Origin of the sequence: Providencia hangzhouensis (assembly GCF_029193595.2) — a bacterium.
Lineage (GTDB): Bacteria > Pseudomonadota > Gammaproteobacteria > Enterobacterales > Enterobacteriaceae > Providencia > Providencia hangzhouensis.
The window spans coordinates 3,628,327-3,654,769 of the sequence record NZ_CP135052.1 but is presented as its reverse complement, the minus strand read 5'-3'; the positions used below and the strand labels follow the sequence as shown (position 1 = coordinate 3,654,769).

Here is a 26,443-nt window from a genome sequence, read left to right as displayed (position 1 = left end):
TAGAATATTAATGGCTATATTTTTTGTTTTCTTTATTACCAATGCATTTTCTGGTACAACACTTGTTGGTACACGGTTTTTAATTAATAACGAAAATAAATCATTAAATATAAAAATAATGAATGATGAAAATAGTGATTATTTAATAAAAAGTGAATTAAGTGATAAAAGATTTATCATATCACCACCACTTTTTTTACTTCCTAGAAACAGTAATAGTATTATAACAATATTACCAATAACAGCAATTGATAATATATCAGATGAATTAATTAACTTAACTGTTACATCAATTCCAAAGTCAGATTTAAATAGTGGTGAAAATTCTATTTCTCTAGCGATTCGCTCACATTTTAAAGTTATTTATCGACATCGTAAAATACGAGAAAGTGATTATGATAAAATAAGTTTAATCAATTTTAATAAAGAGTTTTATTTGATTAATAAATCAAAGTTTATTTTTACAATTTCAGTTTCAAAAGATAAGCAATATAATAATGAACGGATAGTAAATATAGTTCCAGAGGAAAAGGTGAAATTAAACGATATTTGTAAAGGTAATACATGCCATATATGGGTTAATTTTTATGATGAGAGTAATGACGTAATTAAATCACTGGATTTATCATATAGTAAAAATTAGGAATTAATATGAAACAATGTAGTACAACGTTTTTTTTTATTGCTTTTTTATTTCAATCGGGTCAAGCTTTTGGTATCCCTGAGTACACGTATAATACTAATTCTATGACTAACATAGAGATCACTGGGCCTGCCGACCAAATACCATTTGGTGAGATTATTAAAAACTCTGGTTCTCGGAGAGGAATAAGCATATGTAATAGTAATAGTATAAACTATACACTTGGTCGAATAGAGTACCAACCAATAGCTCATTGGAATGGGCAATCTTATCAAGCATCACCTTCTCACCCGATGATTTATTTATTTGAAACTGGTATTTCTGGATTTTCATTTTCCCCTATTGGGGGATTTAACGAAAGTTTTGTCCCGTTACCGGTTAAAAATACAGTCGTTTGGGAAGGTAGTTTAAGTAATAATTCACGAATAGCATCTCCTATTAAAGTCACTATAGGTGTTTTTATCTACAAAGGACCGGATAGAATTATTGGAAGTGTGGTGATTCCAAGTCAAAAAATGTATCGATATGCGTGTTATGATGATGTTGGAAATCTGCAAGAGATAGTTAATGTACAATATAACCCAATAACTGTTAATGCTACTGTTTCTAGCTGTGCACCAACAAATAAAATTGTCTCTGTTGAAATGGAAAAAATTCCAGCAAGTATTATTGAAAAGGCAGACGCATCAGAAAATATAAGCCTAAAAAGACAATCATTTTCACTACAATGTGACCCTAATATAAATGTATATGTATCAATTGTTGATTTATCTGATACAACAAATAAAACTACGGTTTCAACGCTAACAGCTGATTCTTCTGCATCAGGTGTTGGATATGCTGTAATAGGTTTAAGCGGACAACGATTACAATTTGGCCCAGATGGCTCTGCTCCAAATATTCCAGGCCAACAGAAATATTATATTCAGCGTTCTGGTACCGCTGAAAAAAATAACCCAATTAGTTTTAGCTTGGGTTTTGGCTATGTACGTAAGCCAGAAGAAGAATTCAAAACGGGAACAGCAAATGCAATGATTGGCTTAACATATTCTTACCAATAATTAGCTGTTTTATATAAAGTTGCAGTTAGTGATAAACTAAATATCTGACTTGAAAATTAGAGTAGGTACATTCTTTAGCGGTGACTCTCTAATAGCTCAGTTTTTTTAGCATTAATGAGAATGGCCATTTTTTATGTTTTACTAGCCCAGTAAACTTGATATATCTATTTAAACCATTTGTAAATTATATAAATCCACACATGAAGGTAGTGTATATGGAAAATAAATCGAAAAACAATGCGCAACAGTTTGAATTGGATATTCAGTTTATGACTCAGGCTTTAGCTTTGGCTACGGATGCGGCGAAAAATGGTAATGAACCCTTTGGTGCGGTATTGGTTAAAAATAACCAAGTCGTTATGACTGGTGAAAATCATATCCATACTGAAAGTGACCCGACCTATCATGCGGAGTTAGGTCTCATACGCCAGTATTGCTCTGAACATAAAGTCATGGATTTATCAGATTATACGCTGTATACCAGCTGTGAGCCATGTTGTATGTGTTCCGGTGCAATGGTATGGAGCCAATTAGGTCGGATGGTTTATAGCCTTTCTCATGATGAACTCGCAGAGATTGCAGGTTTTAATATTATGTTAGGTAGCGATGAGATTTTTGCCAAAAGCCCCTTTAAACCTGAAGTGGTTAAAGGCGTCTTAAAAGAGCAAGCTATTTCTATTTATACGCAATATTTTAAGCCAAATTTATAGCCTTGACTGCATCATTATCTATCAATGAAGTAGGGTGGCTTGTGCCACCCGTATTAGTTTGAAAGTTAAAATAATTTTTTCTGTGGTGGGCCTGAGAAATTCATTTTGCCAATGCTATTCATTAACACTTCAACGACAACAGGTTGCTTCAAATCGACGGCTTGGCGTAGTGTTGATTCGAAATCTGTAGCTTTATCTATCGTAAATGCCTGAATCCCCATCGATTGAGCGAGTTGGCTAAATGAAGGCGTGAGTAACTCATTATAGTATTGGCGGTCTGAAAAATATTTTTCCTGAATACCTCGCATTACGCCATAACCTTGGTCATTCATAATAATCAGAACAATGGGGAGCTGCTCTTGTGCCATGGTGGCCAATTCACCTATGCCTAACATTAACCCGCCATCACCCACTAAGCCAATAACAGGCACATTCGGATTTGCTTTGGCACTGCCAATTGCCATAGCGAGTCCTAGACCAATCGCACCGGCTAATGAGTGAATGTTGTGCATTGGTTGGGTCGCTTTGAGTAAACGGCTTCCCCATAAACTCCCTGATACCGTAATGTCTCGGACAAAAATACCGTTACTCGGTAAGACTTGCTCCACGGCATCACTGAGTTGGCTATAAGGGCCACATTGTTGCCTGAGTTGCTCTTCTGCCTGCTGTACGGCCTCTTGCACTTGTTTTTTCCACTGAGTAGAGATAGGGCGCTTGGCTTGTTCAATTTTATCGGCAAGTGCTTCAAGTAAACTTTTGCAATCCCCAGTTACGGTTAAGTCGGCTAAATAGTTGCGATTGGCTGCGAGTGGGTTTATATCGATTTGTATGATGGGATGTGGCAAAGGTAATGACCATGTTTTGGTTTCATTACTGCGTAAACGCGAGCCAGCGACGATGGTTAAATCACATGAACGCAGTAATGCATCAATGGAATCTGCATTATGAAAAGCACGTAAGCTGAATGGGTGGTCATCCGATAAAATACCTCGCCCATGGGTGCTGCTGATGACGGCAATCCCCGCATCAGCAAGGCGTTTGACAGCATCTTTTGCTTGTAGAGCACCTGCGCCAACCCATAATAGAGGCTGTGTAGCGTGTTGAAGTTTATCCCAAATTGCATTGACTAGCGATGTACAACAGTCAGGCAGCGTAGAAGGGGGAAGTGGCACACTGAGCACAGATAATGGCACTTGCGCACTTTGAATATCAATTGGAATTTCGATAGAGACAGGGCCGCAAGGTATCGTTTGAGCAACCTGAATGGCTTTATGTAGAGTGGCAACGGCTTGTTCGGGGGTATGAACACGAAAAGCTAGCTTAGAACTCGAACGTAAAAAGCCGAGTTGGTCATGGGTTTCATGAATAAACCCTGCGTCCATATCCAGATAAGCTTTTTCAACTTGCCCAGTAATATGGATCATGGGGGAGCATGCATTCATGGCTTCAATCATTGAGCCAACAGCATTCCCAGCTCCTGCTCCCGTACTGGTTAACGCCACCCCTAATCCAGTAAAACGGCTATGTGCATCCGCCATGGTAACGGCTCCTGCCTCCCCACGACTTGGCGTAAAATCAATCACTTTTCGGCGCCCGATAGCATCTGCTATGGGTAAATTATGAATTGAAATAACCCCATAAACCGTTGTGACTTGGTATTGTTCGAGTGTTCTGGCGATAGCTTCGCCAACTGTAATCATTTCAGACATTTTATTCTCCTCAATGCTGCCATAATCCGGTGACGGATTTGCTATTCACACCAACGGTTTGGTTGTGGGTTAAGTGCCAGAAATAGGCTTTTTTGTTGCATATAGGCTTTGAGGCTTTCAAGGCCTTTTTCACGGCCAATGCCACTTTCTTTAAAGCCGCCAAATGGCGTTGAAATAGAAAAAACTTTATAGGTATTAACCCAAACGGTACCGACATCAAGCGCATCGGCGAGCTTAAACGCCCGGGTGTAATCTTTTGTCCAAATACCTGCTGCAAGCCCATAAACAGAATCATTAGCTTGTTGAATTAAATCGTCTTCATCATCAAATGGCATAACGACGAGTACGGGACCGAAAATTTCTTCTTGGCAAACAGTAGATTGGTTATTTAAGCCTTCAATAATCGTCGGTAAAAAATAGTTGCCATCTTGGAGTACAGGGTCAGCCGGTGCAGTTCCACCAATACGGATCTTCCCGCCTTGTTGTACGGCTTGTTCGACATAGTTTCTGACGCTGTCTCGGTGCGAAGGGGAGATTAATGGCCCCAAATGAACGCGCTCTTGCCTTGGGTCACCAATAATCAGGTTGCGGGTCAGTTGCGTTAATTTTTCCATAAAAGATGAGTAGATATCTTTAGCCACAAACAGGCGCGAACCCGCGATGCAGGCTTGCCCCATCGAACTAAAGATACCGTAGCAAACACCGTGTGCAGCAATATCAAGGTCAGCGTCTGACAACACGATAGTTGGGGATTTACCCCCAAGTTCGAGTGACGTGGTGATAAGTTTATCTGCCGCAATGTGAGCCAGTTGTCGTCCCGTATTGGTGCCACCCGTAAAGGAGATTTTTTTCACCAGAGGGTGGCGAACCAGTGCATCACCGACAATCGAACCTTTACCCGGGAGCACGCTCAATAGGCCGCTGGGTAAACCCGCTTGCTCAAATAGCTCAGCTAATTTTAATGAAATTAGAGGTGTGGCTTCCGCAGGTTTTAAGATGACTGCGTTACCGGCAGCAATTGCTGGGGCAATTTTTTGCATATCACTGGCAATTGGGGAGTTCCATGGCGTGATTGCGGCGATCACGCCAATGGGTTGGTAAGTACTTATGGTCATCAGTTCTGGCTGGCGGCGAGGCGGAAGCTCACCACCTGAGACTTCACAAACCGCGGCAAAGTAGCGAGCAGTTGCTGCTGCGCTCATTACTAAGCCACGCGCTTCTGCCCAAGGCTTGCCGTTATCCAAGGTTTGTAATTGGGTTAATGCTTCGCAGTTTTCATCAATTAAGCGACTAACCTTGTATAAGATAGCCGCCCGTTGGTGAGCGGGAAGGTTGCGCCAAGAAGGCATCCTCCAGGCCATATCAGCTGCAATCACGGCGTCTTCGACATCTTCCAAACTTGCACTGTTGAGGGTGGCAACCACTTGGTTATTTCCCGGAAAACGCGACTGCATTTCAGGTCCGCGACCTTGCTGCCATTGACCACCAACAAAAATATCCATGTTGTTCATTATTTGGCTCCTATTAAATAGCTTGCTGCCCAGCGATACGACGACAAATTTCAACAGCACTTAAGGCGGCTAACATCGATGTTTTCGGGTTGGAGGGGAGAGGATTTCCATTGAGTTCAATACAGAAATGACCAAAATCACCCATAACATCAATGCGATGTGAATTGTGTGTGGTGTTCGGGTCAACAACTAATTGAACTTGTGTGGCATCCATCCCAATGCCATACAGCGCGACAGTGGCAGCGACATTGGCATTTGCGGGAAAATTCAGAGCCGCTTCACGAGCACTGCCACTAAAGAACACCGTAGGCTGTGTCACTTGTGACAAATCGACATAACGCTCAGCCGCACCATTGCGCCAACTTGCGGGGCTTTTACGTGACTGGTAGGTCACCTGAGTGATATTGGCTTCTTTTGCCGCACGTAAGCCATCAAGCCCTGCAACAGCGCCAGTCAGTGGGATCAATTGGCTGTGGTGGCGTTGGGTTAAGGCGACCAAGTGTTGTTCAAAGTCCGTGTCTGCAAGTGCACCTGTAGAGATAATGGCCAGTGTCCAGCCTCTTTCTAGTACCGTTGGTGCATATTGCTTAACGGCTTGGTGCCCCGCACACTCCAACACTAAATCAGGGGGAACGATATTATTATCAAGGCTATCGATAGGTGTAACGGCCCCTTTAAAGCGTTCCAAAATGGCTTGATGGTGATGGGGCCGGGCAACAATGTAACGTAGGGCTATCTCATCAGGTAAGCGAGTAATCACTTCTTGCGCCATTGCACCATAACCAATCAACATGAGTGTTTTCATCATTAAATCCTTTAAATATGATGGCTAAAGCCACCTGAAACATCTAAAGCGGCACCCGAGGTAAACGACGCCATGGGGGAGGCTAGAAAGACTAAGGCACGCGCGGGCTCTTCGGGTTTTCCTAAACGTTGCATTGGTATGCCTCGTTTTTTAGCGATATCGCCAATCCATTGTTCCCAATCGAGATTTTTGTCAGTGCGATTTTCGAAGCGACGTCGCCATTGGTCGGACTCTACCATGCCAAGTAAAATAGAGTTCACGCGGATCCCTTTAGGTAACAGTGTTTTCGACAAGTTTAGTGTCATGTTTAATAGTGCTGCTCGAGCTGCCGAGGTGGCGACCATATGCGGTTCAGGTTGTAAGGCCAGCAGTGAATTGACACAGGTAATAGAAGCAATATTTGATAGTTCTAAGAATGGCAAAAAAGCATTCACGGGGTTAATCACACCAAATAGTTTGAGTTGGGCTTCATGTAACCACGCTTCTTCGGGGGTATCGCTATAGCTTGCGACATAGCCTTGCCCTGCGTTATTAATCAATATATCGACTTGGCCATATTGCTGATGAACCTGTTTTGCGAAGGCTTCGGTTTGTGTTTTATCAAGAACATCACAAGAGTGTGCGATAAAATGCCCTTGGGGGTAGAGCTCTTGTAATGTTGTGAGTGCTTGCTGGAGTTTGTCTTGATCACGGCCGCAGAATGCCACTTTACAGCCTTCATCCAGTAAGAGTTTGACGGTTGCAAAGCCGATGCCGGAGCTTCCTCCTGTCACGACAGCAACACGGTTATTTAACTGTAAATTCATGAGTCTTCCTTTATTCGGCTTGGCAATAGAACGTCTCTAAAAATTGTTGTAAGTGGTGGTTAAAGGCGTCTGGCGCATCTAAATAACTGGCGTGTCCCGCTTGGTTTATCAGAAAGTAAGGGCAGTTTTTTTGTCGTGCGAGTCGTTCTACTTGTGCTGGTGGCGTAATGGTATCTTCTGTGCCAACCAGTATTTCCAATGGGCCATCATAGCGATTTAAATATTGGCTGATGTCATCATGAGCTAGCATCCACGCAGCAGCTAAGAAACCTGTGGGGTTGAGCTTCTTCATGTTCTGTTGAACCCAATTGACTTTTTCAGTAGTTGCGTTGGCGGATAACAAAGCAGCGGCACGGTTTTGCGCATATGCCTCAATACCGGAACTAAAAACAATATCTTGCCGCTGTTGGTAAACTTGCTTTTGTTGGTCAGGGCATTTTGTGGCATAACCTTGCGCGGGGTTCGCTAATATTAAGCCTTTCACTTTATTGGGATATTGCGCTGCAAAAGCGCTTGCCATTATGGCGCCAAGGGAGTGCCCCACTAACACGATGGGTGATAAGACTAATTTATCAATAAAAGCATTTAATGCATTTGCGTAATCAATTGCGGTAGGTGTTGTCGTCTCTAGATCATGGCTTTCTAAATAGCCGGGGGCATCCCAGCTATAGAGATGGTAATGGTCTGTCAGTGATGGGCTCATCAGTTGGCTTACCCATGAAGCAGAACCAGAGCTGATACCATGCAGTAATACGACAGGGTGTCCTTGGCCGGCTTCCCGCCAACTTAGGCGATATGGCCCAAAGTCTGCCACCTGTGGTTCTGGGAGTTTTTTATTGAGCAAATTCATCACTGACGACTCCTGTTAGTTACGTTTAACTTTTGATAAAGGGTGATCTTCGGGATATGTCGGGATCGCCGGTTTTGGTGTGCCGATCATGACGCACATTAAGGCTTCTTCTTCCCCGTGGTTAAATAAGCCACGATAAATGCCCGCAGGAACTGAGATCAGGTCACGCTCTTTGAGAACCGTTTCATATTCCTCATTGCCATCTTTTACAAACAACGTGATGGTGCCTTTCAACATAAAGAACACTTCTTCAACATCGGGGTGCAGGTGTAATGGGCCTTCGCACTTGGCAGGAAGAACCATGGTAGAGAAGGTAAAGTTCTCTGCGGGAACGGTGTTGACATCATTAGCAACGCCAGTCGCACCAGTGCCGATATAGCGCATTTGTGCGCGGCGATATTTAGGGTCGTAATCCGCTTGGAATTTCAGGGCATTCCAATCATATTTGCGCCCTTCAAGGCGAGCGATGCGCGATTCAATCCATTGAGCCATTGGAATATCTTGTGGTTTGATTTGCGGTTGTGACATGGTGTTATCTCCAATAAAAAATGAGTTAATATTTTTTCAGTAAAGGCACTAGTAACAAGCTGCCGAATAAACCTATGACGACGATAAATAACAACCCGCTATCCATAGTGTGAGTGACAGTAATAAGAACCCCCATTGCCAGCGGTGCAGCAGCGCCGGCCAGGTTTCCTAACCCATTGAAAATACCGCCTGCTAATGCACTGACTTGTTTTTGTGTGGCTTTTGCGAGTAGGGCAAAGATATTTGGTGCGCCTGCCCCCCACATAAACATGCTAAACGCCATCATAAGAATGATGCTGTAGGTGCCAGTGAGAAATAACACGCCAGCAAGACCTAGGACGGCACCAAGTAATGAAATAAAACAAACGAGTGCGCGGCGATCGTAGCGATCTGATAACCATGCTCCGATAGCCTCACCAAATAACATGGCGATAAAGGGAAGGGATGACAGGATCCCTGCATGTTCCAAGTGGATAGACTTACCTTTAATTAAATAGCTAGGTAACCAACCATTCATCCCCCAAAGGTAGATAAGAAAAGCAATATTAAACATGCAGATAATCCAAAAATGGCTATTTTGGAATAAGCGTTTTTTATGGGCTCGCATCGCGGCCAGTTGCTCGGCAGGCAGTGCTTCACCCGCTGTATTTTTATTTTGTGCTTGGCGATTGACTAAGTTGGGATGGCGAATACCAATCACCACAAGCCACCAAACGGGGACAGTAAAGGCGGCCATGACAAAAAATGTACTTTGCCAGCCATAGTTATTAAGCAAATACAGTGAGATAGGAAAACCTAATGCCGCGCCTAACGGAGTGCCTAATAACCACATCATGGTGGCACGAGCTTGCATTTTGGGCGGAAAGGTACGGCGCACAATGGCGTAAGCGATTGCCAGCAAAGGCCCTTCGGCAATTCCCAGTAACACGCGTAAGAAAACCATCGTGCCATAGTGGTGTGTGAATCCCATAAAAATCATGAGGAAACACCAGCTACTGATCATAAATAACAGCATTTTAGTGGGGTGAAATTTATCACCAATGCCGCTTAGTAACATGGAAGAAACACCATAAGCGAATAAAAATGCGCTCATCAGTAATCCCAAACGGGTTGGGTCAAAATCAATTCCCAGCGCTTGCTGAAATTTTTCGTCAGAAAATAGAGCCGCAATGCTAATTTTGTCGAAGAAAGCTAGTAACACACAGGAAAACAGGCCGATTGGGATCAACCAATTGATCTTTTCAGGAACATCTTGCTCGATTTGATCAGGTTCTGAATTTCGTAAGGTTATAGTCTGGTTAGCCATGAGATTTCTCCTTGCTGAACACTATTTCAGTGACATTAGTGAAAATGTGGGATCAGCAAGTTGTGAAGGGTCCAATTTGCGGTGGCCTTGTATCCAACGTTTACCTAGCTTGATGGCACGAGCATCATTAAATGCAATCATTTGCACCAATTCATTGCTTTCATTTAAAGCAAAATGAACCTCTGAATCAGGAGTATGCCGTTGAATATGATTTAATTTTTGTGAGGTTGGGACACCTAAAATTTGGATGTTGTCTTGGTATTGATCTGACCATAACCAAGCGAGTTCATTAAACCCTTCAGATTGTGGGTTAAGCATGGCTTTTGCTGTGGTGATAGCTTGGTTTTGCGCATAAGCCCATGACTGTAAACATAAAGACAGTGTGGGATGGCAAGCGACGTCTCCCGCAGCATAAATATTGGGGTGAGAAGTTTGCCCTTGGTGATTAATCACAATACCGTGGGTGACATCAAGCCCTGCTTCTTTGGCTAGTTCGAGATTTAATTCAACACCAATCCCCATAACAGCGAGATCGAAGTTTTGCGAAGGCTGCTTTTGGCAACTAATTTGTAATCCAGTTGTTGTCGGCTCGCCAAGTTCGATATTTCCACAATCGGTTATGACATGAACGCCCGCTTGTGTATGACGTAGTGCCAGAGCCTCTGAAACATTTTGCGGCACACTGCGTTCGCACAATCGGCTTTGCCGCTCAAAAATTGTGACATCAATACCCATTTTTCGTGCGGAAGCAGCGACTTCTAAGCCAATCCAACCACCCCCAATAATGGCAATTTTTCGAGCCAATAGCAGGGCGCTGCGCAATTGCAGCGCGTCATCCCACGAACGTAAGGCAAAGACTTTCGGGTGTTGCTGCCAGCGGCTTGACAGATAGCGAGGCCGGCCGCCTGTCGCGAGCAGTAATTTGTCAAACGTAATGACACGGCCATCACTTAAATGAACGTATTGGTTTTGGCCATCAATTTTGGTGGCACGTAGTGGGCGAAACCATTGTAAATTTAAGGCGTGAGTTTCTTGTTCGCTGAATAAACGTGATAACGATAAACTCTCCTGCGTCAGTGCCGCTTTAGACAGCGGTGGGCGCTCATAAAAATCATGGTTTTCATCGCTGATCACCGAAATAATACCTTGATAGCCTTCATCTCGTAGGGTTTTTGCCGCCCAGCCACCAGCCTGGCCCCCGCCGATAATGACAATACCGCCTTGGATTAATGAGCTCATGGTGTTACTCCTTAACTTGGCGGCGAGTTTCATAATCGAGACCGCCTTCTACAGCCCATTCCGTAAATGACACTAAGGAATGTTCCAGTTCGCGCGGGTGCCACTTATCGGTAAGGTAATCATCATTGGTGTAATATTCGAAAGCACCACCTGTTGGGCTGTTGACATACCAAAAGTAAGCGGATGAGATAGGGTGGCGGCCTGGACCAATAAAGGTGCTCCATTGATGACGGTTCATTGCTAGGCCGCCGCCAATCACTTCATGGATATCACGAACCGTAAAAGCGACATGGTTGAGGCCGCTGCCACGATGAGGAAGCTTCAGCAAAAACAGGTTATGGTGGCAACCGTTTATTTGTGTCCGTAAAAAGACGGCACGGTCGATATAACGGTCAGAAACTTGAAAACCCAGTTTTTGGCAATAGAACGCTTCTGTAGAAGGTAAGTCATCAACAAAGAACACCACGTGGCCGACGTTAATGGGAGTGGCTTTTTCGTAAACCGGGCTGGGTTTATCAATGCGGCGAATATCTCCCCATTGGTTGATAGCGGTGATCTCTAATTCAACCGTTTTTTGTTTGCTGATGGTGAAAGCGACAGTCATGCCATTTGGGTCACGGCATTGTGCGCCATCTGTCGTCAGTTGAAAGCCATCACAGAGCCTAATTTTCTCAATGATCTCTTGGAGTTTATCCGAGTTTTCAACACCCCATGTAATGCGGCGCAGTGTTGAACCCGCTTCAAAAGGGGCTGGCAGATTTGGGTCTTGGTGTGAAAATAACTGTATTTCTGCACCAGATAAGGTCGTGAATAACGAGGCGTTATCAGAGGCCGCTTTGAGGCCAAAATCATGTAAAAATTTCTGGCAGCTAGGGATATCTTCAACACCAAATTCTAATTTTTCTATTCCAATCACTGACATTGTAAAGTCCTCTATCGATTGGTGTTATTGCCAAAGGTTTTTTTGGACAAAAAGAACCTGAGGCTTATGGCAATAAACCTAAAAATGTGTGGATGATATTTGGTTAACGCTAAACGGCTTTTGCTTGGCTCATGCCACCAATAAATTCAGTGAGTTTTTGGGCTGCATAGCTCACTTCATTTTGTAATCGCCGGCACTCTTGTGCAGGGATGCTACTCATTGGCACCATGATGCTAATTACCGCTTCTACGCCATTCGTTTGGTTATAAACAGGGTAAACAATGGATGAAATCCCCCGACGGTAAAATGATTCGCCAATCACATAGCCTCGCAGTTTGTCAGCTTGGATCATTTGCCAAAATTCCTGCTTACAGCCTGCGTTATCGGGGAGTTCATCATCAGGGTAAAGCGCATCAAATTCAGCGCGAGTTAACCCGCTGAGTAGCATTCGACCCAGTGAGGTTCGGTGCGCTGATAAACGCGTGCCTACGCTAACATGGTTAATCTTTGATTCTGCACCACTGACTCTAGCGATATAAATAATGTCCCGGCCATCTCGAATGACTAAATGGCTGTTACATTGGCTTCGGTCTCTGAGTTGCTCGATAATGGGCTGGCCTAACTGGGTTAAATCGAGTGATGCAATATAGCCAAGACCAAGGCTGAGTACTTTGCGGCCTAATGAAAATGCTCCAGTACGTGGATGTTGGACGAGGAAATCCAAGTGCACTAAGGTTTGGATCGCACGGTAAGCCGTTGCTTTGGGCATATCGACTAAGCGGAGGATCTCTGCAAATGTCAATTCGCGATGCTGTTGAGCGAGTAACAGAAGAAGCTGTAGCCCTTTTTCCAAACCGGGTACTAGATATTTACACGTTGAATTCATGGTCCTCACCTCTTTACTGACTGAATGGCGAAATTAGTTAAAAATAAAGCCACCATTAACTGGGATTAGCTGGCCTGTGACAAAATCGGCCATGGGCGAAAGCAAATACAAAGCGGTTCCCGTAACGTCTTCGGGCATCTGCTCTCCTTGTAATGCTCTGCCATTTTCATATAGCTGGTGGCGCTCAGCGGGAACGTATTCGGTCGCTTCGACTTTAGTGAGCCCAGGGGCAATCGCGTTGACGCAAATACGGTGAACGCCGAGTTCACGTGCCATTGAGCGGGTCATACTGATGATTGCGCCTTTACTGGCGACATAAGCCATGAGCTTAGGGGCTCCCCAAAGTGCGGTATCAGAGGCAATATTGATAATTTTGCCGCGGGAACTCTGCTTTAAAAAGGGGAGAGCGGCTTTGGTGGCTAACCAAGTTCCTCTGACGTTCACTGTCATGACCTTATCCCATAGCGCCAAGTCATATTCGTCGAGCAGCTTCCCACCCACTCCGGTTGCCAGAGCTGCATTATTAATCAGCCCATCAATTGCGCCTTGTTGACCAATACTGTTGAATGCATGAGTGATTGAGTCAGGATCCGCTAAGTCGAGAGAAACACCTTGGGCTTCAAACCCTTGTTGTTGTAAGGACTCGACACTTTCTTGTAATCGTTGTTCTAGGATGTCACACAAGATAACTTGAGCACCTTGTTCGGCAGCAGCTTGCGCAAAACTCAAGCCAAGCCCTCTTGCAGCTCCTGTGATTACAATGCGTTTTCCTGCCAAGATATCATGCATTTTCAGTTTCCTTATTGTTGATTAAGTCAAACTGCTTCTTCGCTTCGCGTTGCATAATGCGGCGTAAGCGAGATAACCCCACATCGTGTTGATAAAGAAATTCTTTATCACGTGCATTTGGTGTGAGGTTTTCTAAAATAATGCGATCTTGTTCTAAAACATCCCAATGCAGTCCTTCTAGGCGGTTGCGGTACATAAAGCGCCATAAATCACGTTGCCAGTCTTTCACTTTGCGAATACGCCAAAAGAAAACACGAGTGTGGTGACGGTCTTCAGGTACGACCATACCGATAATCCAAAAGTGCCCACCAGGGCCGAAGCGTTTTTGATATGGGATAGATAAACGCAGCCAATTTGCACCCGTGCTCGCGAATTCCACCCAGTCAAAGTTGACACCTATTTGGTCATTTTTACGGAAAATAAAGCCATTTTTTGTTGCTTCTAGGATCATTTCTGATTGTTTGTCACCTTCTGCCATTGAGTGTGATGATGAATGGAGATAGGTGCCATGCATTGGGTCCATCACGTTTTCGAGTGCATATTGGTAATTGCACTTCCACGATGCGGTACAGAGGAAATTGCTGTGGTTTTCGTCATCAGCTAATTCTTCAGGAAATTCGAGGGTGGGAGGCGTTTCACCGTCAATTACCGCAAAATAGAGGAAAATGGCACCATGGACTTCTTGAACGGGATAGGTTTTTAAACATTTTTGACCTTCAAGAGGGCATTGACTGACCGCTGGAACATCTTTAACGATGCCATCTCCACCGACTTCGACACCGTGATACCAGCAGGCAATGCGTTCACCTAAGTTCCAACCCATTGATAAACGGGCACCACGGTGAGGGCATCTATCTTCTAAAGCATGAATTTGGCCTTTATCATCACGCCAAAGCACGATTTGTTCTTCTAAGCGAGTAATACCGATAGGGTTACTACTGACTTCCCAGCTGGATAATACGGGGTACCATTGCCCGCGTAATCCGACATCCAGATAATCTTGGTAGTTTTGAAGTTGTGTATTTGTCATCATCATTTGCTTCCGTTTATCAAAGGTGTTTTTGTTTTCTTTTCTTAGTATGACAATGTGCTAGTAACCATTGACGAGAAGAAATTCGCGGAAACTGCTTGTGGACCAAGGTTGCCCTTGTCGGTCATATAATTGCTGTTGATTTAATGCACTAACTAATTCTTCAAGTGATTCAGTGCCAGCAGCGAATAGCGTTTCCAGTGCAAAAATGAGTTTGTTTTCATACTCATCAGGCATACGTGAACGTGTTTGCCAAACGATATTCGGTGCACTTCCTGGCGCTTGGATACTGCCTTTACCACCTTCTCGTGCTGGGATAATTTGATTATTTGCTGGTAAATACGGATTAATATTTTGAATAGGTTCCATTTCTACTCCTCAATCAAACTGATTTCGATTCGGTTATCGTGAATGCGTGTCTGGTAGGTTTTGAGATCTCGCCCACCAGGTTCGCGTAAACATTTACCCGTTTTAATATCGAAAACGGCTTCATGTAATGGGCATTCCACTTTGCCATCTTCAACAAAACCTTGGCTTAACAGGGCATAGGCATGTGGGCAAACATCTTCTAAGGCATAATATTGGTCTTCAACTAAGAAGATCCCAATTTCGGCATCATCAACTTTGGCTGAAAAAGGAAATTCTTCTTGAACTTGTGAGACATCGCAGACAGCAATCCAGCTCATGGTTTTCTCCTTTTGAATGTGTTGTAACATTTTGTTTCATATGCGAAACATTGTTTTTTATTTAAAACCAGATTAATTGTATGGGTGATTATTAGTCAATCAAATGTTGACTATATGTAAAATATTCGTTTCAAAATGTGGGGTGTGTCGAGGTTATGATGGAGTTTGGTTTCATATGAGAAACTTTCGATAGGTTCATTCAAATAGGACTACTCGTTTATGGTGTTTGGGAAGGAAGTCATGGAGAAATGTGAAAAATAGTCTATAGAATAATAAGCTCAATATATAAATTAATATCAATAGGATATTGCATATAAGCTCTTAATATCCTATTGATGGTATATTCAAATAACTTATTTCACCTCAAAGCGTTGCAAGTCTTTACTGACCGTCACAGGGCCTGAGTATTGTTTTCTGACTTCATTAATCCACACGTCATCAGTAATCGATGGGTCATCCGCGGGGACTAAGTGGGTTAGGACAAGGTGTTTTACATTAGCTTGCTTGGCTATTTTTCCGACATCTTCTGCTGTTGTATGGTGAGAAATAATCGCTTTTGCCAGCGTTGAACCGTTGCCGATACGGTTGGCTAAATTTTCCACACCAGAGACTAAGACGACTTCACTAATTAAGTAATCAGCATCTTTAGCAAATTCAATAATTTGGCTATTATCAATCATATCACCAGTAATAACGATAGTTTTTCCGCCAGATTGTATTTTATAAGCGAGAGCTTCGTCTGAGTTAAAAGGTGGGTGTGGAACAAATAAGGCACTAATTTCGACATCATCATTTTTGAGTACAGGGCCTTCTTGAATATCTTTTGCTGTAACTATTTGGCGCAAATCAGGTTTACCTTCATCTTTAACGCGTAAATCAATATCGCGACTAAAAGTATCCCAAACACCTTTTGTCATACTTTCCGTTCCAACAGGGCCATAAACAGCGATATTATGATTTAAACCACTGTTCCATGCATTTAACAGTAGGGCTGGGTAATCGGCAACATGATCACTGTGGAGGTGGGTAATAAAGATAGAATCAAGATTTTTTAATGGGGCTTTTGATTGAACTAATCGCAAACTTGCTCCGTATCCCGCATCAAATAAGTATATTTTATCGTTCTTGATAAATGCCGTCGATTGCGGCAAGCGTTTTTCATTTAATAAGGAAGGACCGCCTTTTGTTCCAAGCGTAATAATTTCATCTGCACTAGTAAGATGGCTAACACCAAATAGCGCAGCACCGATAGAAAGAGAAACGAAGAGTTGTTTTAGTTTCAAAATATCACCTCTTTATATTATTAATAGATTGAGTTTTATGAATAATATTTATTCATTGCAGGGTATTGGTATATTGTTAACATATGAATAACTCTACGTTTATGTGTGGTGGGATACTATCGTTCTTATGGACTAGGTGAATGATTTAGAAAGGTTATTTATGTTGATTTATAGAGAATAATTCTGAAAATAATTAATCAAACTAGCTATAATTCTAATATTATTTAATAGAGAAAGTTATATTGTTTACACATTCAAGTTAAATTGGATTTTAAGTTTATATTTAAGACTATTTAGAATTATTAATGAGTAAATGATATGTTCTATTTTTTAAATGGAATCATTATTGTATTACTAAATAACTGAATCGGTTTTTTTTAAAAAACGAACCTGCCAATTGTATTTACACGATTTTTTTTGATCTCAAGTGAAGTTTTTTTTATGTTTTAGCGCGAAAATATCCTTACAGTGGTAAGAGGATATCTCAGTGAAAAGTGGTATACAGTTACGCATCAAAGGGAAAGTTCAGGGGGTAGGGTTTCGCCCCTATGTTTGGCAATTAGCCCACCAATGCAAACTATTAGGTGATGTCTGTAATGATGGCGAAGGGGTGCTAGTGCGCTTATGTCTTGATTCGGATATCACTGAATTTACCCAGTTATTGTACCAACATTGTCCGCCATTAGCCCATATAGAAAGTATTGAATCGCAACCTTTTCAATGGGATAAATTACCTGATACCTTTACTATTCGCCGTAGTGGTGAAGGTAAAATGGACACGCAAGTAATTCCAGATGCTGCCACTTGTGATGCGTGCCAACAAGAGCTTTTTGCCCTATCAAATCGGCGTTTTCATTACCCGTTTACAAACTGTACGCATTGCGGCCCCCGTTTCACTATTATTCGTCATATGCCTTATGATAGACCCAATACCGCAATGGCCGATTTTCCTTTGTGTCCTAATTGCTTAGAGGAATATCAATCCCCCGCAGATAGACGATTTCATGCGCAACCTAATGCGTGCGCGGTGTGTGGCCCTGAAATTAAATTGTGCGACCCATCAGGAAAAACGATTGCAAATAAAGAGAACGCATTAGTCTTGGCAGCTCAGCAGTTATTGGCAGGTAAAATTGTTGCCATTAAGGGGATTGGGGGTTTTCACCTTGCTTGTGATGCGAGTAAGGATCAGGCGGTAGAAGCTTTGCGCGTACGTAAATGCCGCCCAACTAAGCCACTTGCGGTAATGGTTCCATCACTGAATTGGTTAGAGTTGCACAATATGCCGCTTAGTGATGGCCTATGTGCATTATTAAAAAGCCCTGCCGCACCGATTGTGTTGATTAAAAATTGGAAAAATCATGTATTAAGCCAATATATTGCGCCAAAGCTAGCGGAAATAGGTGTTATGTTACCTTCTAATCCGTTGCAACACCTATTGATGGCACAAGTTAATTGCCCATTAGTGATGACATCAGGAAATGTATCAGGAAAGCCCCCTGTATTGAGTGAGCAACCTGCTCTGGCTGATTTAACGGATATTGCTGATTTTTTCCTCACTCATAACCGCGATATTGTCCAACGTGCAGATGACTCACTGGTGCGTTATCATCATGGGCAAGCGGAAATGCTCCGTCGTGCGCGGGGCTATGTCCCTGATTCGATTGATTTACCTAAAGGGTTTGAAAATTCCCCACCAATACTGGCTTTAGGGGCTGATCTTAAAAATACCTTTTGTTTATTGCGAGACAAAAGTGCAGTAATGAGCCAACACCTAGGCGACCTTGATGACATGGATATTTTTGAACAATACCAGTCTGCGATTGCATTATTTGAATCTATTTATCGTTTTACGCCAACCGCTATAGTTTCTGATATGCATCCTAATTATGTGAGTACGCGCTACGGCGAACAGTTATCACAGAGATTACAAATTCCATTGATAAAAGTGCAGCATCATCATGCACATATTGCTGCGGTAATGGCTGAGCATGGTTTGCCACTAAATGGAAGTAAAGTCATTGGGTTAGCTTTGGATGGTTTGGGGTATGGTGATGACCACCGGCTATGGGGAGGTGAATGCTTACTAGTGGATTATAAATCCAGTCAATACCTGGGAGGCTTGCCCCCAGTTGCACTGCCGGGAGGGGAATTAGCTTCTCGGCAGCCATGGCGTAATTTCCTTGCGCATTGTTTACAATTTGTCCCCCAGTGGCAAAAGCAAGAGAGCGTTGCTTATTTAATGTCATTTCCTTGGCAAGGCTTACAAAAGGCGATTGATAAAGGAATTAATAGCCCAACGGCTTCATCTACTGGGCGGCTTTTTGATGCGGTTGCTGCGGCGTTAGGTATTTGTACGGCACAAACTAGTTGGGAAGGGGAGGCCGCTTGTCAACTGGAAGCGATTGCAATGAAATCTCCCGTGAGCGTACATCCGGTCACTATGCCGTTAGTTGGTCAACAATTAGATTTACATACATTTTGGCAGCAATGGATGGCGTACTGTGCGCCTAAACCACAACGCGCACATGCATTTCATGTAGCGTTAGCGGAAGGTTTTGCTGAGCTAGCAAGGAAATCAGCGAACCAATATGGTACTAAGAAAATTGTTTTGTCAGGTGGTGTGATTCATAACCAACTATTGCGAGAACTATTAGTGAATAACCTATCTGAGTTCGATGTGTTATATGCAAAACAATTTCCTATGGGAGATGGTGGGCTATCATTGGGGCAAGTCGCTATCGCTTCTGCGATGTTGAAAAATTAATCTATTACTGATGGGCAGTATTATATTTATAGGATTGTATATCTACCTATTTTTCAGCTTTTCATTTTAATAGAATATATTGTCTTTTTGATATTGATTCTTATTTAACATATTTGTTTTTATATTAATAGTTGGATTGTTATTAATACACCTATTCTGCTTAATTAATTATATTACGATAATGAATCTAAGTATCATAATGAAAAATAAATGGTTTTTTATTTTAAATGATGTGATGTATAACGCAGTATTGAAAATCAAATCTATTTTTTTATATTTTCCCTCTTGTTTTAACACAGGTTACTGAATCGATTTTTCTAGCAAATATATAAAAAAAATAAAATTTCTTATTGCCTATTGATGAAGATCAAATGATTTAGGAGCGGTAGGAATAGGATCTTATTTTATATTTATGCATCAGGTTACTTAAATAAGAATTTATTTCATTAGAGTTGGTTTTGTTTGCTTCTTAAATAGATAAATACAAACAAAAAGCGTATGCATCATTTGTGTATAGGGCCTTGTGGTATTTATAACCTTAAGATAATAAACAAAAATTTCCTTCTAATGAATAGGTTTTAAGCCACCCATAATAATAGGAAAAAAGAATGATAGGAGATAACTCTATTATTTCTTCGCATGGCATTAACCGCCGTGATTTTATGAAGTTATGTACAGCATTAGCAGCGACAATGGGATTAAGCGGGAAGGCTGCTGCCCAAATAGCTGAATCTATTAGTGACCCAGCTCGACCTCCTGTCATTTGGATTGGTGCCCAAGAGTGTACGGGGTGTACGGAATCTTTGCTGTGTTCAACCCATCCAACTTTGGAAAATTTAATTCTCGATACTATTTCATTGGAATACCACGAGGTGTTGTCTGCCGCCTTTGGTGAGCAAGTTGAGCAAAATAAACATGATGCAATTGAAAAGTACAAAGGAAAATATGTTTTAGTCGTCGATGGTTCTATCCCGCTAAAAGATAACGGTATTTATTGTATGGTGGCGGGGAAACCGATTGTTGAACATATTCGTGAAGTGGCTGAACACGCCGCGGCCGTGATTGCGATTGGTTCTTGTGCTTCGTGGGGCGGTGTTGCTGCGGCAGGAGATAACCCAACAGGAGCCGTGGGTTTAGATCAAGTCATTAAAGATAAAACCGTTATCAATATTCCAGGTTGCCCGCCTAATCCACATAACTTCCTTGCGACGGTCGCGCACTTAATTACGTTTAATCGTCCACCAAAACTGGATAGCAAAAATCGCCCAATGTTCGCGTACGGTCGATTAATTCATGAACACTGCGAACGTCGCCCTCATTTTGATGCGGGCCGTTTCGCAAAAGAGTTCGGTGATGATGGTCATCGTGAAGGTTGGTGTTTATACCATTTAGGCTGTAAGGGGCCTGAAACTTACGGGAACTGTTCCACATTGCAATTCTGTGATGTCGGTGGCGTCTGGCCTGTGGCGATTGGTCACCCTTGTTATGGCTGTAACGAGGAAAATGTCGGCTTTCACAAAGCGATACATCAGTTGGCGAGCGTGGAAAACCCAACACCACGGGTGGATAAACCGGATGTCAATAATCGCGAAGGTGGCCAAATTTCATCTACAGCTGTGGGGTTAATTGGTGGTGTTGTCGGGTTAGTAGCTGGAGTTAGCGTGATGGCGGTACGTGAATTAGGTCGTCAAAAACGCCAACAAGATACTGACTCACGGGGAGAATAACCGTGAATAGACGAAATTTTCTTAAACTCTCCGCAGGGGGAGCATTACTTGCGGGAAGTTCACCCAGCTTGGCGGGGCCTGAAAACCGCCCGCCAATTCCTAATTCTTTGGGGATGCTATATGACTCGACCCTGTGTATTGGGTGTCAGGCGTGTGTGACAAAATGCCAAGATATTAACCACCCAGAACGTAACCCGGTCGGGGAGCAAACTTGGTCAAATAATGACAAACTCACCCCTTATACCAACAATATTATTCAGGTTTGGAGCAGTGGAACAGGCGTTCATAAAGACCAAGAAAAAGATGGCTATGCCTACATTAAAAAGCAGTGTATGCACTGTGTTGACCCTAATTGCGTGTCGGTTTGTCCAGTTCAAGCCCTGAAGAAAGACCCAAAAACCGGCATTGTTCATTACGACGCCAGCGTATGTACTGGTTGCCGTTATTGCATGGTAGCGTGTCCATTTAATATTCCGAAATATGCCTACGATGACAAATTTGGCGCAATTCATAAATGCGAGTTATGTAACCAAAAAGGTGTCGAACGTTTAGACAAGGGTGGCTTGCCCGGTTGTGTCGAAGTTTGCCCAACGGGAGCGGTAATTTTCGGGACGCGGGAAGAATTGCTCGCGGAAGCCAAAAAACGCTTAACACTCAAAGTGGGGGATGAGTACGGTTACCCAAGACAAACCTTACACAGCAATGACCCGAATGTGATTAAAGTGCCGAAATATGAGTCTCATGTTTATGGGGAACTTGAAGGTGGTGGTACACAAGTTATTGTTCTTTCAGGTGTGCCCTATCAAAATCTTGGGTTGCCTGAATTGGAGCAGTTGTCTACTGGGGCTCGTTCTGAATATGTCCAGCACACCCTTTATAAAGGGATGGTATTGCCGCTCGCGGCGTTGGCAGGGTTGAGTTTCTTGGTGTATCGCAATACCAAGAATGATAAACACGAAGGAGACGACTCAAATGACGACGCATCATAAAGAGCAGCCGTTAGGCGGGCGTTTAGTCAGTTGGCCAATTATGGTATTTGGGCCATTAGTGCTGATTTGTGTCATCTTGATTGTTAAACGTTTGGTCTTCGGCTTAGGCTCAGTTTCTGACCTAAATGGTGGCTATCCTTGGGGGATCTGGATTGCTTTTGACTTACTAATTGGTACCGGTTTTGCTTGTGGCGGTTGGGCGCTGGCTTGGGCGGTGTATGTATTTAATCGCGGTGAATATCACCCGTTAGTGCGCCCTGCGTTATTAGCCAGTTTGTTCGGTTACTCCCTCGGTGGTTTATCCATTACCATTGACGTAGGTCGTTACTGGAACTTGCCTTACTTTTACATCCCCGGTTTCTTTAACACCAATTCGGTGCTATTTGAAACGGCAGTGTGTATGACGATTTATATCGGTGTGATGGCACTGGAGTTTGCTCCTGCACTGTGTGAACGTTTTGGTTGGAAGGTTTCATTAAAACGCTTAAATAAAGTGATGTTTTTTATCATTGCGCTAGGGGCGTTATTGCCGATGATGCACCAGTCATCAATGGGGTCATTGATGATTTCAGCAGGATATAAAGTCCATCCTATTTGGCAAAGCTATGAAATGCTACCACTACTCTCATTGTTGACCGCATTTATTATGGGCTTTTCCATCGTTATTTTTGAAGGATCATTACTTCAAGCCGCATTACGTGGGCAGGGTGCTGATGAACGGCCATTGTTTGTTCGTATCACTCGGATCTTGCAGGTACTGTTAGTGCTGTTTCTGGTCTGTCGTTTTGGTGAGCTGATTTATCGAGATAAGTTGCACCATATCTTCAATACCGATTTCTACGCCATGATGTTTTGGATAGAAACCGCATTAATGGTTTTCCCATTGGTTATTTTCCGTATGCCATCACTGAGGAATGATTCTCGGTGGTTATATGCAAGCGGTTTAAGCATGTTGATTGGTGCTGCCATGTGGCGGATGAGCTATTCCCTCGTTGCATTCAACCCAGGGGGCGGATACGACTACTTCCCAACAACAGAAGAACTTTTAATTTCAATAGGTTTCGTGGCAATAGAGGTATGCGCTTATATCTTATTGATCCGCTTATTACCTGTTATTCCAGCATTGAAAAAAACAACGATGAGCCATTCAGAGGCCCGAGGTAAAGCATGAGCCAACGTATAACAATAGACCCAGTCACTCGTATCGAAGGTCACTTACGCATTGATTGTGAAATTGAAGATGGAAAAGTCACCAAGGCTTGGGCTTCAGGCACGATGTGGCGTGGTATGGAAGAGATAGTCAAAGGAAAAGACCCTCGTGATGCATGGATGATCATGCAGCGTATTTGTGGGGTTTGTACCACAGTGCACGGTATTGTGTCGGTACGCACGATTGAGAGCGCCTTAAATATTGATGTGCCAGTGAATGCGCAGTATATCCGTAATATGATTTTAGCCGCGCATACTATTCAAGACCATATTGTCCATTTTTATCAATTATCGGCGTTAGATTGGGTAGATATCACCTCTGCGCTGAATGCAGACCCAAATAAAGCAGCAGAAATTTTGAGAGGCGTTTCGACGTGGCCACTGAATAGCCCAGAAGAGTTCACGCGAGTTCAAGATAAAATTAAAAAACTGGTTGCCAGTGGGCAATTGGGTATTTTTGCTAATGGATATTGGGGGCACCCAGCGATGAAACTATCGCCTGAGGTGAACTTAATTGCTGTAGCTCACTACTTACAAGCCCTCGAATGTCAGCGTGATGCTAACCGTATTGTGGCATTATTAGGAGGTAAAACGCCGCATATTCAAAACCTTGCTGTTGGTGGTGTCGCAAACCCTATCAACCTTGATGGTGTTGGGGTTCTGAACCTTGAACGCTTGATGTATGTAAAATCCTTTATTGACCGTTTAGGGGATTTTATCGAGCAAGTGTATAAGATTGACGCAGCGGTGATTGCAGCAGGCTACCCTGAATGGCTCGAAGTCGGTCAAGGTGCGAAACATTACATGTGTATGCCTGAAATGCCAATGGACGGTAAAAATGGGAATTTTCTATTACCTGGCGGGTATCTAGAGAACAGTGACTTTAGTACTTATCGCCCCATTACTAGCCATACAGATGAGTATTTGATCAACGGTATCAAAGAAAGTAGCAAACATGCATGGTACAAAGAAAATGAGCCACAAGCACCGTGGGAAGGCACCACGAACCCGGATTACACCGGCTGGGATGATGACGGTAAATATTCATGGGTAAAAGCACCAACTTTCTATGATAAAACCGTTGAGGTCGGGCCGCTCGCTGATTTGTTGTGTAAATTAGCGGCAAAACATGAACCGACAGAAAAACACTTTAATGATGTGGTGAACCTGTATCAAACACTGACAGGTAACAATATTAGTGTGGACCAACTGCATTCCACATTGGGGCGGATTATCGGACGTAGTGTTCGTTGTTGTGTATTGAATGAAACCTTGTCAATTCAATGGCAAGCGCTGGTGGACAACATCGCAAAAGGGGATCACACCACCTTTGTAAAACCCGTATTCCCAGAAAATGCCACCATTAAAGGTGTCGGTTTTGGTGAAGTACCTCGAGGTTTATTATCTCACTGGGTCGTGATCAAAGACGGTAAAATTGAAAATTACCAAGCGGTAGTGCCTTCTACTTGGAATTCAGGCCCACGTAATTTCAATGATGAGCCAGGCCCTTATGAGCAAGCATTGGTAGGAACTCCTGTCGCTGACCCATCTAAACCCCTTGAAGTGGTGCGGACCATTCACTCATTTGACCCTTGTATGTCTTGTGCAGTGCACATTGTTGACCCTGAAGGTGGCGAAGTCACTAAGGTTAAGGTGCTGTAATGCGTATTTTAGTCTTAGGTGTTGGCAATATACTGTTGAGCGATGAAGGGATTGGGGTACGCATCGTTGAGGCTTTAGAACAGCGCTATCACCTACCTGAATGCGTAGAAGTGCTTGATGGTGGAACTGCTGGAATGGAGTTAATTGGCCCAATGGCAGATAGAGACCATTTGATCATTGCCGATGTTGTGTTATCGAGCCAGAAGGCTGGCTCGATTTTAGTCTTGCGTGATGACGAAGTCCCTGCGCTGTTTACACGTAAAATTTCCCCACATCAACTCGGTTTATCAGATGTGCTATCCGCTTTGCATTTAACCGATGAATTCCCACAGCGGCTAACATTAGTTGGCGTTGTGCCTGAATCCCTCGAGCCGCATATCGGTTTGACGGCAACAGGGCTGGCCGCTTTAGAGCCAGCTTTACAAAAGGTTATTGAGGTTTTGCGAAGCGAAGGCTTGGAAATCATAGCGAAAGAAGAGAGTTTGCATGCCGGATGACATATTAGGTTATGAAACTAACCCTCGGCCTCAGGTTGAGGCCGCATTTACGCGCGTTGCTGAACAATCGATGCATGATTTGTCATTTTTGCATCCAACGATGCCTGTGCACGCCAGTGAGTTTGTCCTGTTTGAAGGGCAATGGGTGGGTGCGGTGATTACGCCATGGATGCTCAGCGCGATTATTCTACCGGGGCCTGAGCAATATTGGCCTCGCCGCGTGGTCGGTGACAAGGTTGGGTTAATCCTCCCCTATGGTGAAATGACTTATACCGTAGGTGAATTAGACGGCTTAACTCAATATTTTGCTTGCTCATTAATGTCGCCATTAGAAAAAAAACTGACACCAGAACAAGGTATTCACCTAACGGATGATTGCCAGCGAATATTGTTATCGCTCCCAGTTAGTGACCCGAATATTCCTCAAGCACCTGAACGTAGAGCATTGTTTGCCCGCCACTTAAGGGGGCAGGATGCATGAGGTTTCGTTATGCCAAAGTACGATAGAAATTATTGAACAGCAGGCGAAAAAAAATGCAGTTAACCGAGTCACCGGTGTTTGGCTTGAAATCGGCGCACTCTCTTGTGTTGAAGAGAGTGCGTTTCGCTTCAGTTTTGATGTCGTTTGCCGAGGTACGGTTGCAGAAGGCTGCCAGCTCCACATTATTTACCAGCCTGCACAAGCATGGTGTTGGGATTGCAGTGAAATAGTGGAAATAGACAGCCACCAATCGGTTTGTCCATGCTGTCAGGGGTTGAACCTGAAAGTGGAAAGTGGGGATAGTTTGCGCATCAAAGAGTTGGAAGTGGAGTAGCTTTTTGAGCTGAGCT

General features: G+C 43.2%; 26 protein-coding genes. 11 read left to right on the top strand and 15 right to left on the bottom strand.

All coding sequences use genetic code 11. From position 1 onward, the window contains the following. Window positions 1-10 precede the first annotated feature (10 nt). The 3 genes from PZ638_RS16625 to PZ638_RS16615 all read left to right on the top strand — a co-directional run bounded on the left by PZ638_RS16625 (window position 11) and on the right by PZ638_RS16615 (window position 2,414). Entirely contained in the window at window positions 11-643 is a 633-nt protein-coding gene (locus tag PZ638_RS16625) for a fimbrial biogenesis chaperone (protein WP_242439583.1), read from the top strand. 8 nt (window positions 644-651) lie between these two features. After that, window positions 652-1,704, top strand: a complete 1,053-nt coding sequence (locus tag PZ638_RS16620; protein WP_094961051.1) for a fimbrial protein — start codon at window positions 652-654, stop codon at window positions 1,702-1,704. Between the two features lie 215 nt (window positions 1,705-1,919). After that, window positions 1,920-2,414 carry a nucleoside deaminase gene (locus PZ638_RS16615; RefSeq protein WP_050763755.1) on the top strand — a complete coding sequence of 165 codons (495 nt, stop codon included), beginning with the start codon at window positions 1,920-1,922 and terminating at the stop codon, window positions 2,412-2,414. 65 nt (window positions 2,415-2,479) lie between these two features. Here PZ638_RS16615 and PZ638_RS16610 read toward each other — a convergent pair whose 3' ends face one another. From PZ638_RS16610 to PZ638_RS16540, 15 genes are all read right to left on the bottom strand, one after another. After that, window positions 2,480-4,123 carry a thiamine pyrophosphate-binding protein gene (locus PZ638_RS16610; protein ID WP_164455985.1) on the bottom strand — a complete coding sequence of 548 codons (1,644 nt, stop codon included), beginning with the start codon at window positions 4,121-4,123 and terminating at the stop codon, window positions 2,480-2,482. 41 nt (window positions 4,124-4,164) lie between these two features. After that, window positions 4,165-5,634 carry an aldehyde dehydrogenase gene (locus PZ638_RS16605; protein WP_112307765.1) on the bottom strand — a complete coding sequence of 490 codons (1,470 nt, stop codon included), beginning with the start codon at window positions 5,632-5,634 and terminating at the stop codon, window positions 4,165-4,167. Window positions 5,635-5,647: 13 nt separating this feature from the next. Continuing rightward, window positions 5,648-6,439 carry an aspartate dehydrogenase gene (locus PZ638_RS16600; RefSeq protein ID WP_112307766.1) on the bottom strand — a complete coding sequence of 264 codons (792 nt, stop codon included), beginning with the start codon at window positions 6,437-6,439 and terminating at the stop codon, window positions 5,648-5,650. An 11-nt stretch (window positions 6,440-6,450) separates the two neighbouring features. Continuing rightward, a complete protein-coding gene (locus tag PZ638_RS16595) occupies window positions 6,451-7,245 on the bottom strand; it encodes an SDR family oxidoreductase (protein WP_004257995.1) in 795 nt (264 codons plus the stop codon). 10 nt (window positions 7,246-7,255) lie between these two features. Continuing rightward, window positions 7,256-8,095: an alpha/beta fold hydrolase gene (locus tag PZ638_RS16590; protein WP_272674648.1), complete on the bottom strand. Its 840-nt coding sequence runs from the start codon at window positions 8,093-8,095 to the stop codon at window positions 7,256-7,258. Window positions 8,096-8,110: 15 nt separating this feature from the next. Continuing rightward, entirely contained in the window at window positions 8,111-8,623 is a 513-nt protein-coding gene (locus PZ638_RS16585) for a cupin domain-containing protein (RefSeq protein ID WP_004257990.1), read from the bottom strand. Between the two features lie 25 nt (window positions 8,624-8,648). After that, window positions 8,649-9,929: an MFS transporter gene (locus tag PZ638_RS16580; RefSeq protein WP_112307768.1), complete on the bottom strand. Its 1,281-nt coding sequence runs from the start codon at window positions 9,927-9,929 to the stop codon at window positions 8,649-8,651. A 21-nt stretch (window positions 9,930-9,950) separates the two neighbouring features. Next, complete coding sequence (locus PZ638_RS16575) at window positions 9,951-11,168, bottom strand: NAD(P)/FAD-dependent oxidoreductase (protein WP_112307769.1); 1,218 nt, start codon at window positions 11,166-11,168, stop codon at window positions 9,951-9,953. A 4-nt stretch (window positions 11,169-11,172) separates the two neighbouring features. Then, window positions 11,173-12,090, bottom strand: a complete 918-nt coding sequence (locus PZ638_RS16570) for a VOC family protein (RefSeq protein ID WP_112307770.1) — start codon at window positions 12,088-12,090, stop codon at window positions 11,173-11,175. Window positions 12,091-12,199: 109 nt separating this feature from the next. Beyond that, the gene (locus tag PZ638_RS16565) at window positions 12,200-12,976 is read right to left on the bottom strand and encodes an IclR family transcriptional regulator (protein WP_004257979.1); all 777 of its coding nucleotides are present in this window, start codon (window positions 12,974-12,976) and stop codon (window positions 12,200-12,202) included. A gap of 33 nt (window positions 12,977-13,009) precedes the next feature. Next, a complete protein-coding gene (locus PZ638_RS16560) occupies window positions 13,010-13,765 on the bottom strand; it encodes an SDR family oxidoreductase (RefSeq protein WP_004257977.1) in 756 nt (251 codons plus the stop codon). Further along, window positions 13,758-14,798, bottom strand: coding sequence for an aromatic ring-hydroxylating oxygenase subunit alpha (locus PZ638_RS16555; RefSeq protein WP_094961061.1), 1,041 nt, complete (start codon window positions 14,796-14,798; stop codon window positions 13,758-13,760). Before PZ638_RS16555 ends, PZ638_RS16560 begins: the two co-directional genes overlap by 8 nt. Window positions 14,799-14,855: 57 nt before the next feature. Continuing rightward, window positions 14,856-15,164 carry a recombinase-like helix-turn-helix domain-containing protein gene (locus PZ638_RS16550; protein WP_004257971.1) on the bottom strand — a complete coding sequence of 103 codons (309 nt, stop codon included), beginning with the start codon at window positions 15,162-15,164 and terminating at the stop codon, window positions 14,856-14,858. Between the two features lie 2 nt (window positions 15,165-15,166). Next, window positions 15,167-15,481, bottom strand: a complete 315-nt coding sequence (nirD, locus tag PZ638_RS16545; RefSeq protein WP_094961062.1) for a nitrite reductase small subunit NirD — start codon at window positions 15,479-15,481, stop codon at window positions 15,167-15,169. A 353-nt stretch (window positions 15,482-15,834) separates the two neighbouring features. After that, complete coding sequence (locus PZ638_RS16540; protein ID WP_110591240.1) at window positions 15,835-16,764, bottom strand: MBL fold metallo-hydrolase; 930 nt, start codon at window positions 16,762-16,764, stop codon at window positions 15,835-15,837. A 487-nt stretch (window positions 16,765-17,251) separates the two neighbouring features. On the opposite strand from PZ638_RS16540, the gene hypF reads away from it, so the two are divergent. The 8 genes from hypF to hypA all read left to right on the top strand — a co-directional run bounded on the left by hypF (window position 17,252) and on the right by hypA (window position 26,427). Beyond that, a complete protein-coding gene (hypF, locus tag PZ638_RS16535) occupies window positions 17,252-19,528 on the top strand; it encodes a carbamoyltransferase HypF (protein ID WP_206277979.1) in 2,277 nt (758 codons plus the stop codon). A 608-nt stretch (window positions 19,529-20,136) separates the two neighbouring features. Then, window positions 20,137-21,255, top strand: coding sequence for a hydrogenase 2 small subunit (hybO, locus tag PZ638_RS16530; RefSeq protein ID WP_004257951.1), 1,119 nt, complete (start codon window positions 20,137-20,139; stop codon window positions 21,253-21,255). A 2-nt stretch (window positions 21,256-21,257) separates the two neighbouring features. Next, window positions 21,258-22,244, top strand: coding sequence for a hydrogenase 2 operon protein HybA (gene hybA, locus PZ638_RS16525; RefSeq protein WP_094961065.1), 987 nt, complete (start codon window positions 21,258-21,260; stop codon window positions 22,242-22,244). Beyond that, window positions 22,228-23,415, top strand: a complete 1,188-nt coding sequence (gene hybB / locus PZ638_RS16520; protein WP_004257947.1) for a Ni/Fe-hydrogenase cytochrome b subunit — start codon at window positions 22,228-22,230, stop codon at window positions 23,413-23,415. Before hybA ends, hybB begins: the two co-directional genes overlap by 17 nt. Continuing rightward, window positions 23,412-25,115: a hydrogenase 2 large subunit gene (hybC, locus tag PZ638_RS16515; RefSeq protein WP_004257943.1), complete on the top strand. Its 1,704-nt coding sequence runs from the start codon at window positions 23,412-23,414 to the stop codon at window positions 25,113-25,115. Before hybB ends, hybC begins: the two co-directional genes overlap by 4 nt. Beyond that, window positions 25,115-25,612, top strand: coding sequence for a HyaD/HybD family hydrogenase maturation endopeptidase (locus PZ638_RS16510; protein ID WP_004257940.1), 498 nt, complete (start codon window positions 25,115-25,117; stop codon window positions 25,610-25,612). Before hybC ends, PZ638_RS16510 begins: the two co-directional genes overlap by 1 nt. Further along, on the top strand, window positions 25,602-26,093 hold the full coding sequence (gene hybE, locus PZ638_RS16505) for a hydrogenase-2 assembly chaperone (protein WP_144139878.1): 492 nt from the start codon (window positions 25,602-25,604) through the stop codon (window positions 26,091-26,093). The genes PZ638_RS16510 and hybE overlap by 11 nt, the downstream gene beginning before the upstream one ends. Beyond that, window positions 26,086-26,427, top strand: a complete 342-nt coding sequence (gene hypA, locus PZ638_RS16500; protein WP_004257935.1) for a hydrogenase maturation nickel metallochaperone HypA — start codon at window positions 26,086-26,088, stop codon at window positions 26,425-26,427. Before hybE ends, hypA begins: the two co-directional genes overlap by 8 nt. Window positions 26,428-26,443 lie beyond the last annotated feature (16 nt).

Bases quoted from the DNA above. Each gene is read 5' to 3' on its own strand.
- hybB (WP_004257947.1), top strand. From the start codon at position 22,228: ATGACGACGCATCATAAAGAGCAGCCGTTAGGCGGGCGTTTAGTCAGT.
- PZ638_RS16550 (WP_004257971.1), bottom strand. From the start codon at position 15,164: ATGGAACCTATTCAAAATATTAATCCGTATTTACCAGCAAATAATCAA.
- PZ638_RS16575 (WP_112307769.1), bottom strand. From the start codon at position 11,168: ATGAGCTCATTAATCCAAGGCGGTATTGTCATTATCGGCGGGGGCCAG.
- PZ638_RS16555 (WP_094961061.1), bottom strand. From the start codon at position 14,798: ATGATGACAAATACACAACTTCAAAACTACCAAGATTATCTGGATGTC.
- hybO (WP_004257951.1), top strand. From the start codon at position 20,137: ATGATAGGAGATAACTCTATTATTTCTTCGCATGGCATTAACCGCCGT.
- PZ638_RS16585 (WP_004257990.1), bottom strand. From the start codon at position 8,623: ATGTCACAACCGCAAATCAAACCACAAGATATTCCAATGGCTCAATGG.
- PZ638_RS16570 (WP_112307770.1), bottom strand. From the start codon at position 12,090: ATGTCAGTGATTGGAATAGAAAAATTAGAATTTGGTGTTGAAGATATC.
- hybC (WP_004257943.1), top strand. From the start codon at position 23,412: ATGAGCCAACGTATAACAATAGACCCAGTCACTCGTATCGAAGGTCAC.
- PZ638_RS16590 (WP_272674648.1), bottom strand. From the start codon at position 8,095: ATGAATTTGCTCAATAAAAAACTCCCAGAACCACAGGTGGCAGACTTT.
- PZ638_RS16610 (WP_164455985.1), bottom strand. From the start codon at position 4,123: ATGTCTGAAATGATTACAGTTGGCGAAGCTATCGCCAGAACACTCGAA.
- PZ638_RS16605 (WP_112307765.1), bottom strand. From the start codon at position 5,634: ATGAACAACATGGATATTTTTGTTGGTGGTCAATGGCAGCAAGGTCGC.
- PZ638_RS16615 (WP_050763755.1), top strand. From the start codon at position 1,920: ATGGAAAATAAATCGAAAAACAATGCGCAACAGTTTGAATTGGATATT.
- PZ638_RS16510 (WP_004257940.1), top strand. From the start codon at position 25,115: ATGCGTATTTTAGTCTTAGGTGTTGGCAATATACTGTTGAGCGATGAA.
- hybE (WP_144139878.1), top strand. From the start codon at position 25,602: ATGCCGGATGACATATTAGGTTATGAAACTAACCCTCGGCCTCAGGTT.
- PZ638_RS16625 (WP_242439583.1), top strand. From the start codon at position 11: ATGGCTATATTTTTTGTTTTCTTTATTACCAATGCATTTTCTGGTACA.
- PZ638_RS16595 (WP_004257995.1), bottom strand. From the start codon at position 7,245: ATGAATTTACAGTTAAATAACCGTGTTGCTGTCGTGACAGGAGGAAGC.
- PZ638_RS16560 (WP_004257977.1), bottom strand. From the start codon at position 13,765: ATGCATGATATCTTGGCAGGAAAACGCATTGTAATCACAGGAGCTGCA.
- PZ638_RS16600 (WP_112307766.1), bottom strand. From the start codon at position 6,439: ATGAAAACACTCATGTTGATTGGTTATGGTGCAATGGCGCAAGAAGTG.
- hypA (WP_004257935.1), top strand. From the start codon at position 26,086: ATGCATGAGGTTTCGTTATGCCAAAGTACGATAGAAATTATTGAACAG.
- PZ638_RS16565 (WP_004257979.1), bottom strand. From the start codon at position 12,976: ATGAATTCAACGTGTAAATATCTAGTACCCGGTTTGGAAAAAGGGCTA.
- nirD (WP_094961062.1), bottom strand. From the start codon at position 15,481: ATGAGCTGGATTGCTGTCTGCGATGTCTCACAAGTTCAAGAAGAATTT.
- PZ638_RS16620 (WP_094961051.1), top strand. From the start codon at position 652: ATGAAACAATGTAGTACAACGTTTTTTTTTATTGCTTTTTTATTTCAA.
- PZ638_RS16580 (WP_112307768.1), bottom strand. From the start codon at position 9,929: ATGGCTAACCAGACTATAACCTTACGAAATTCAGAACCTGATCAAATC.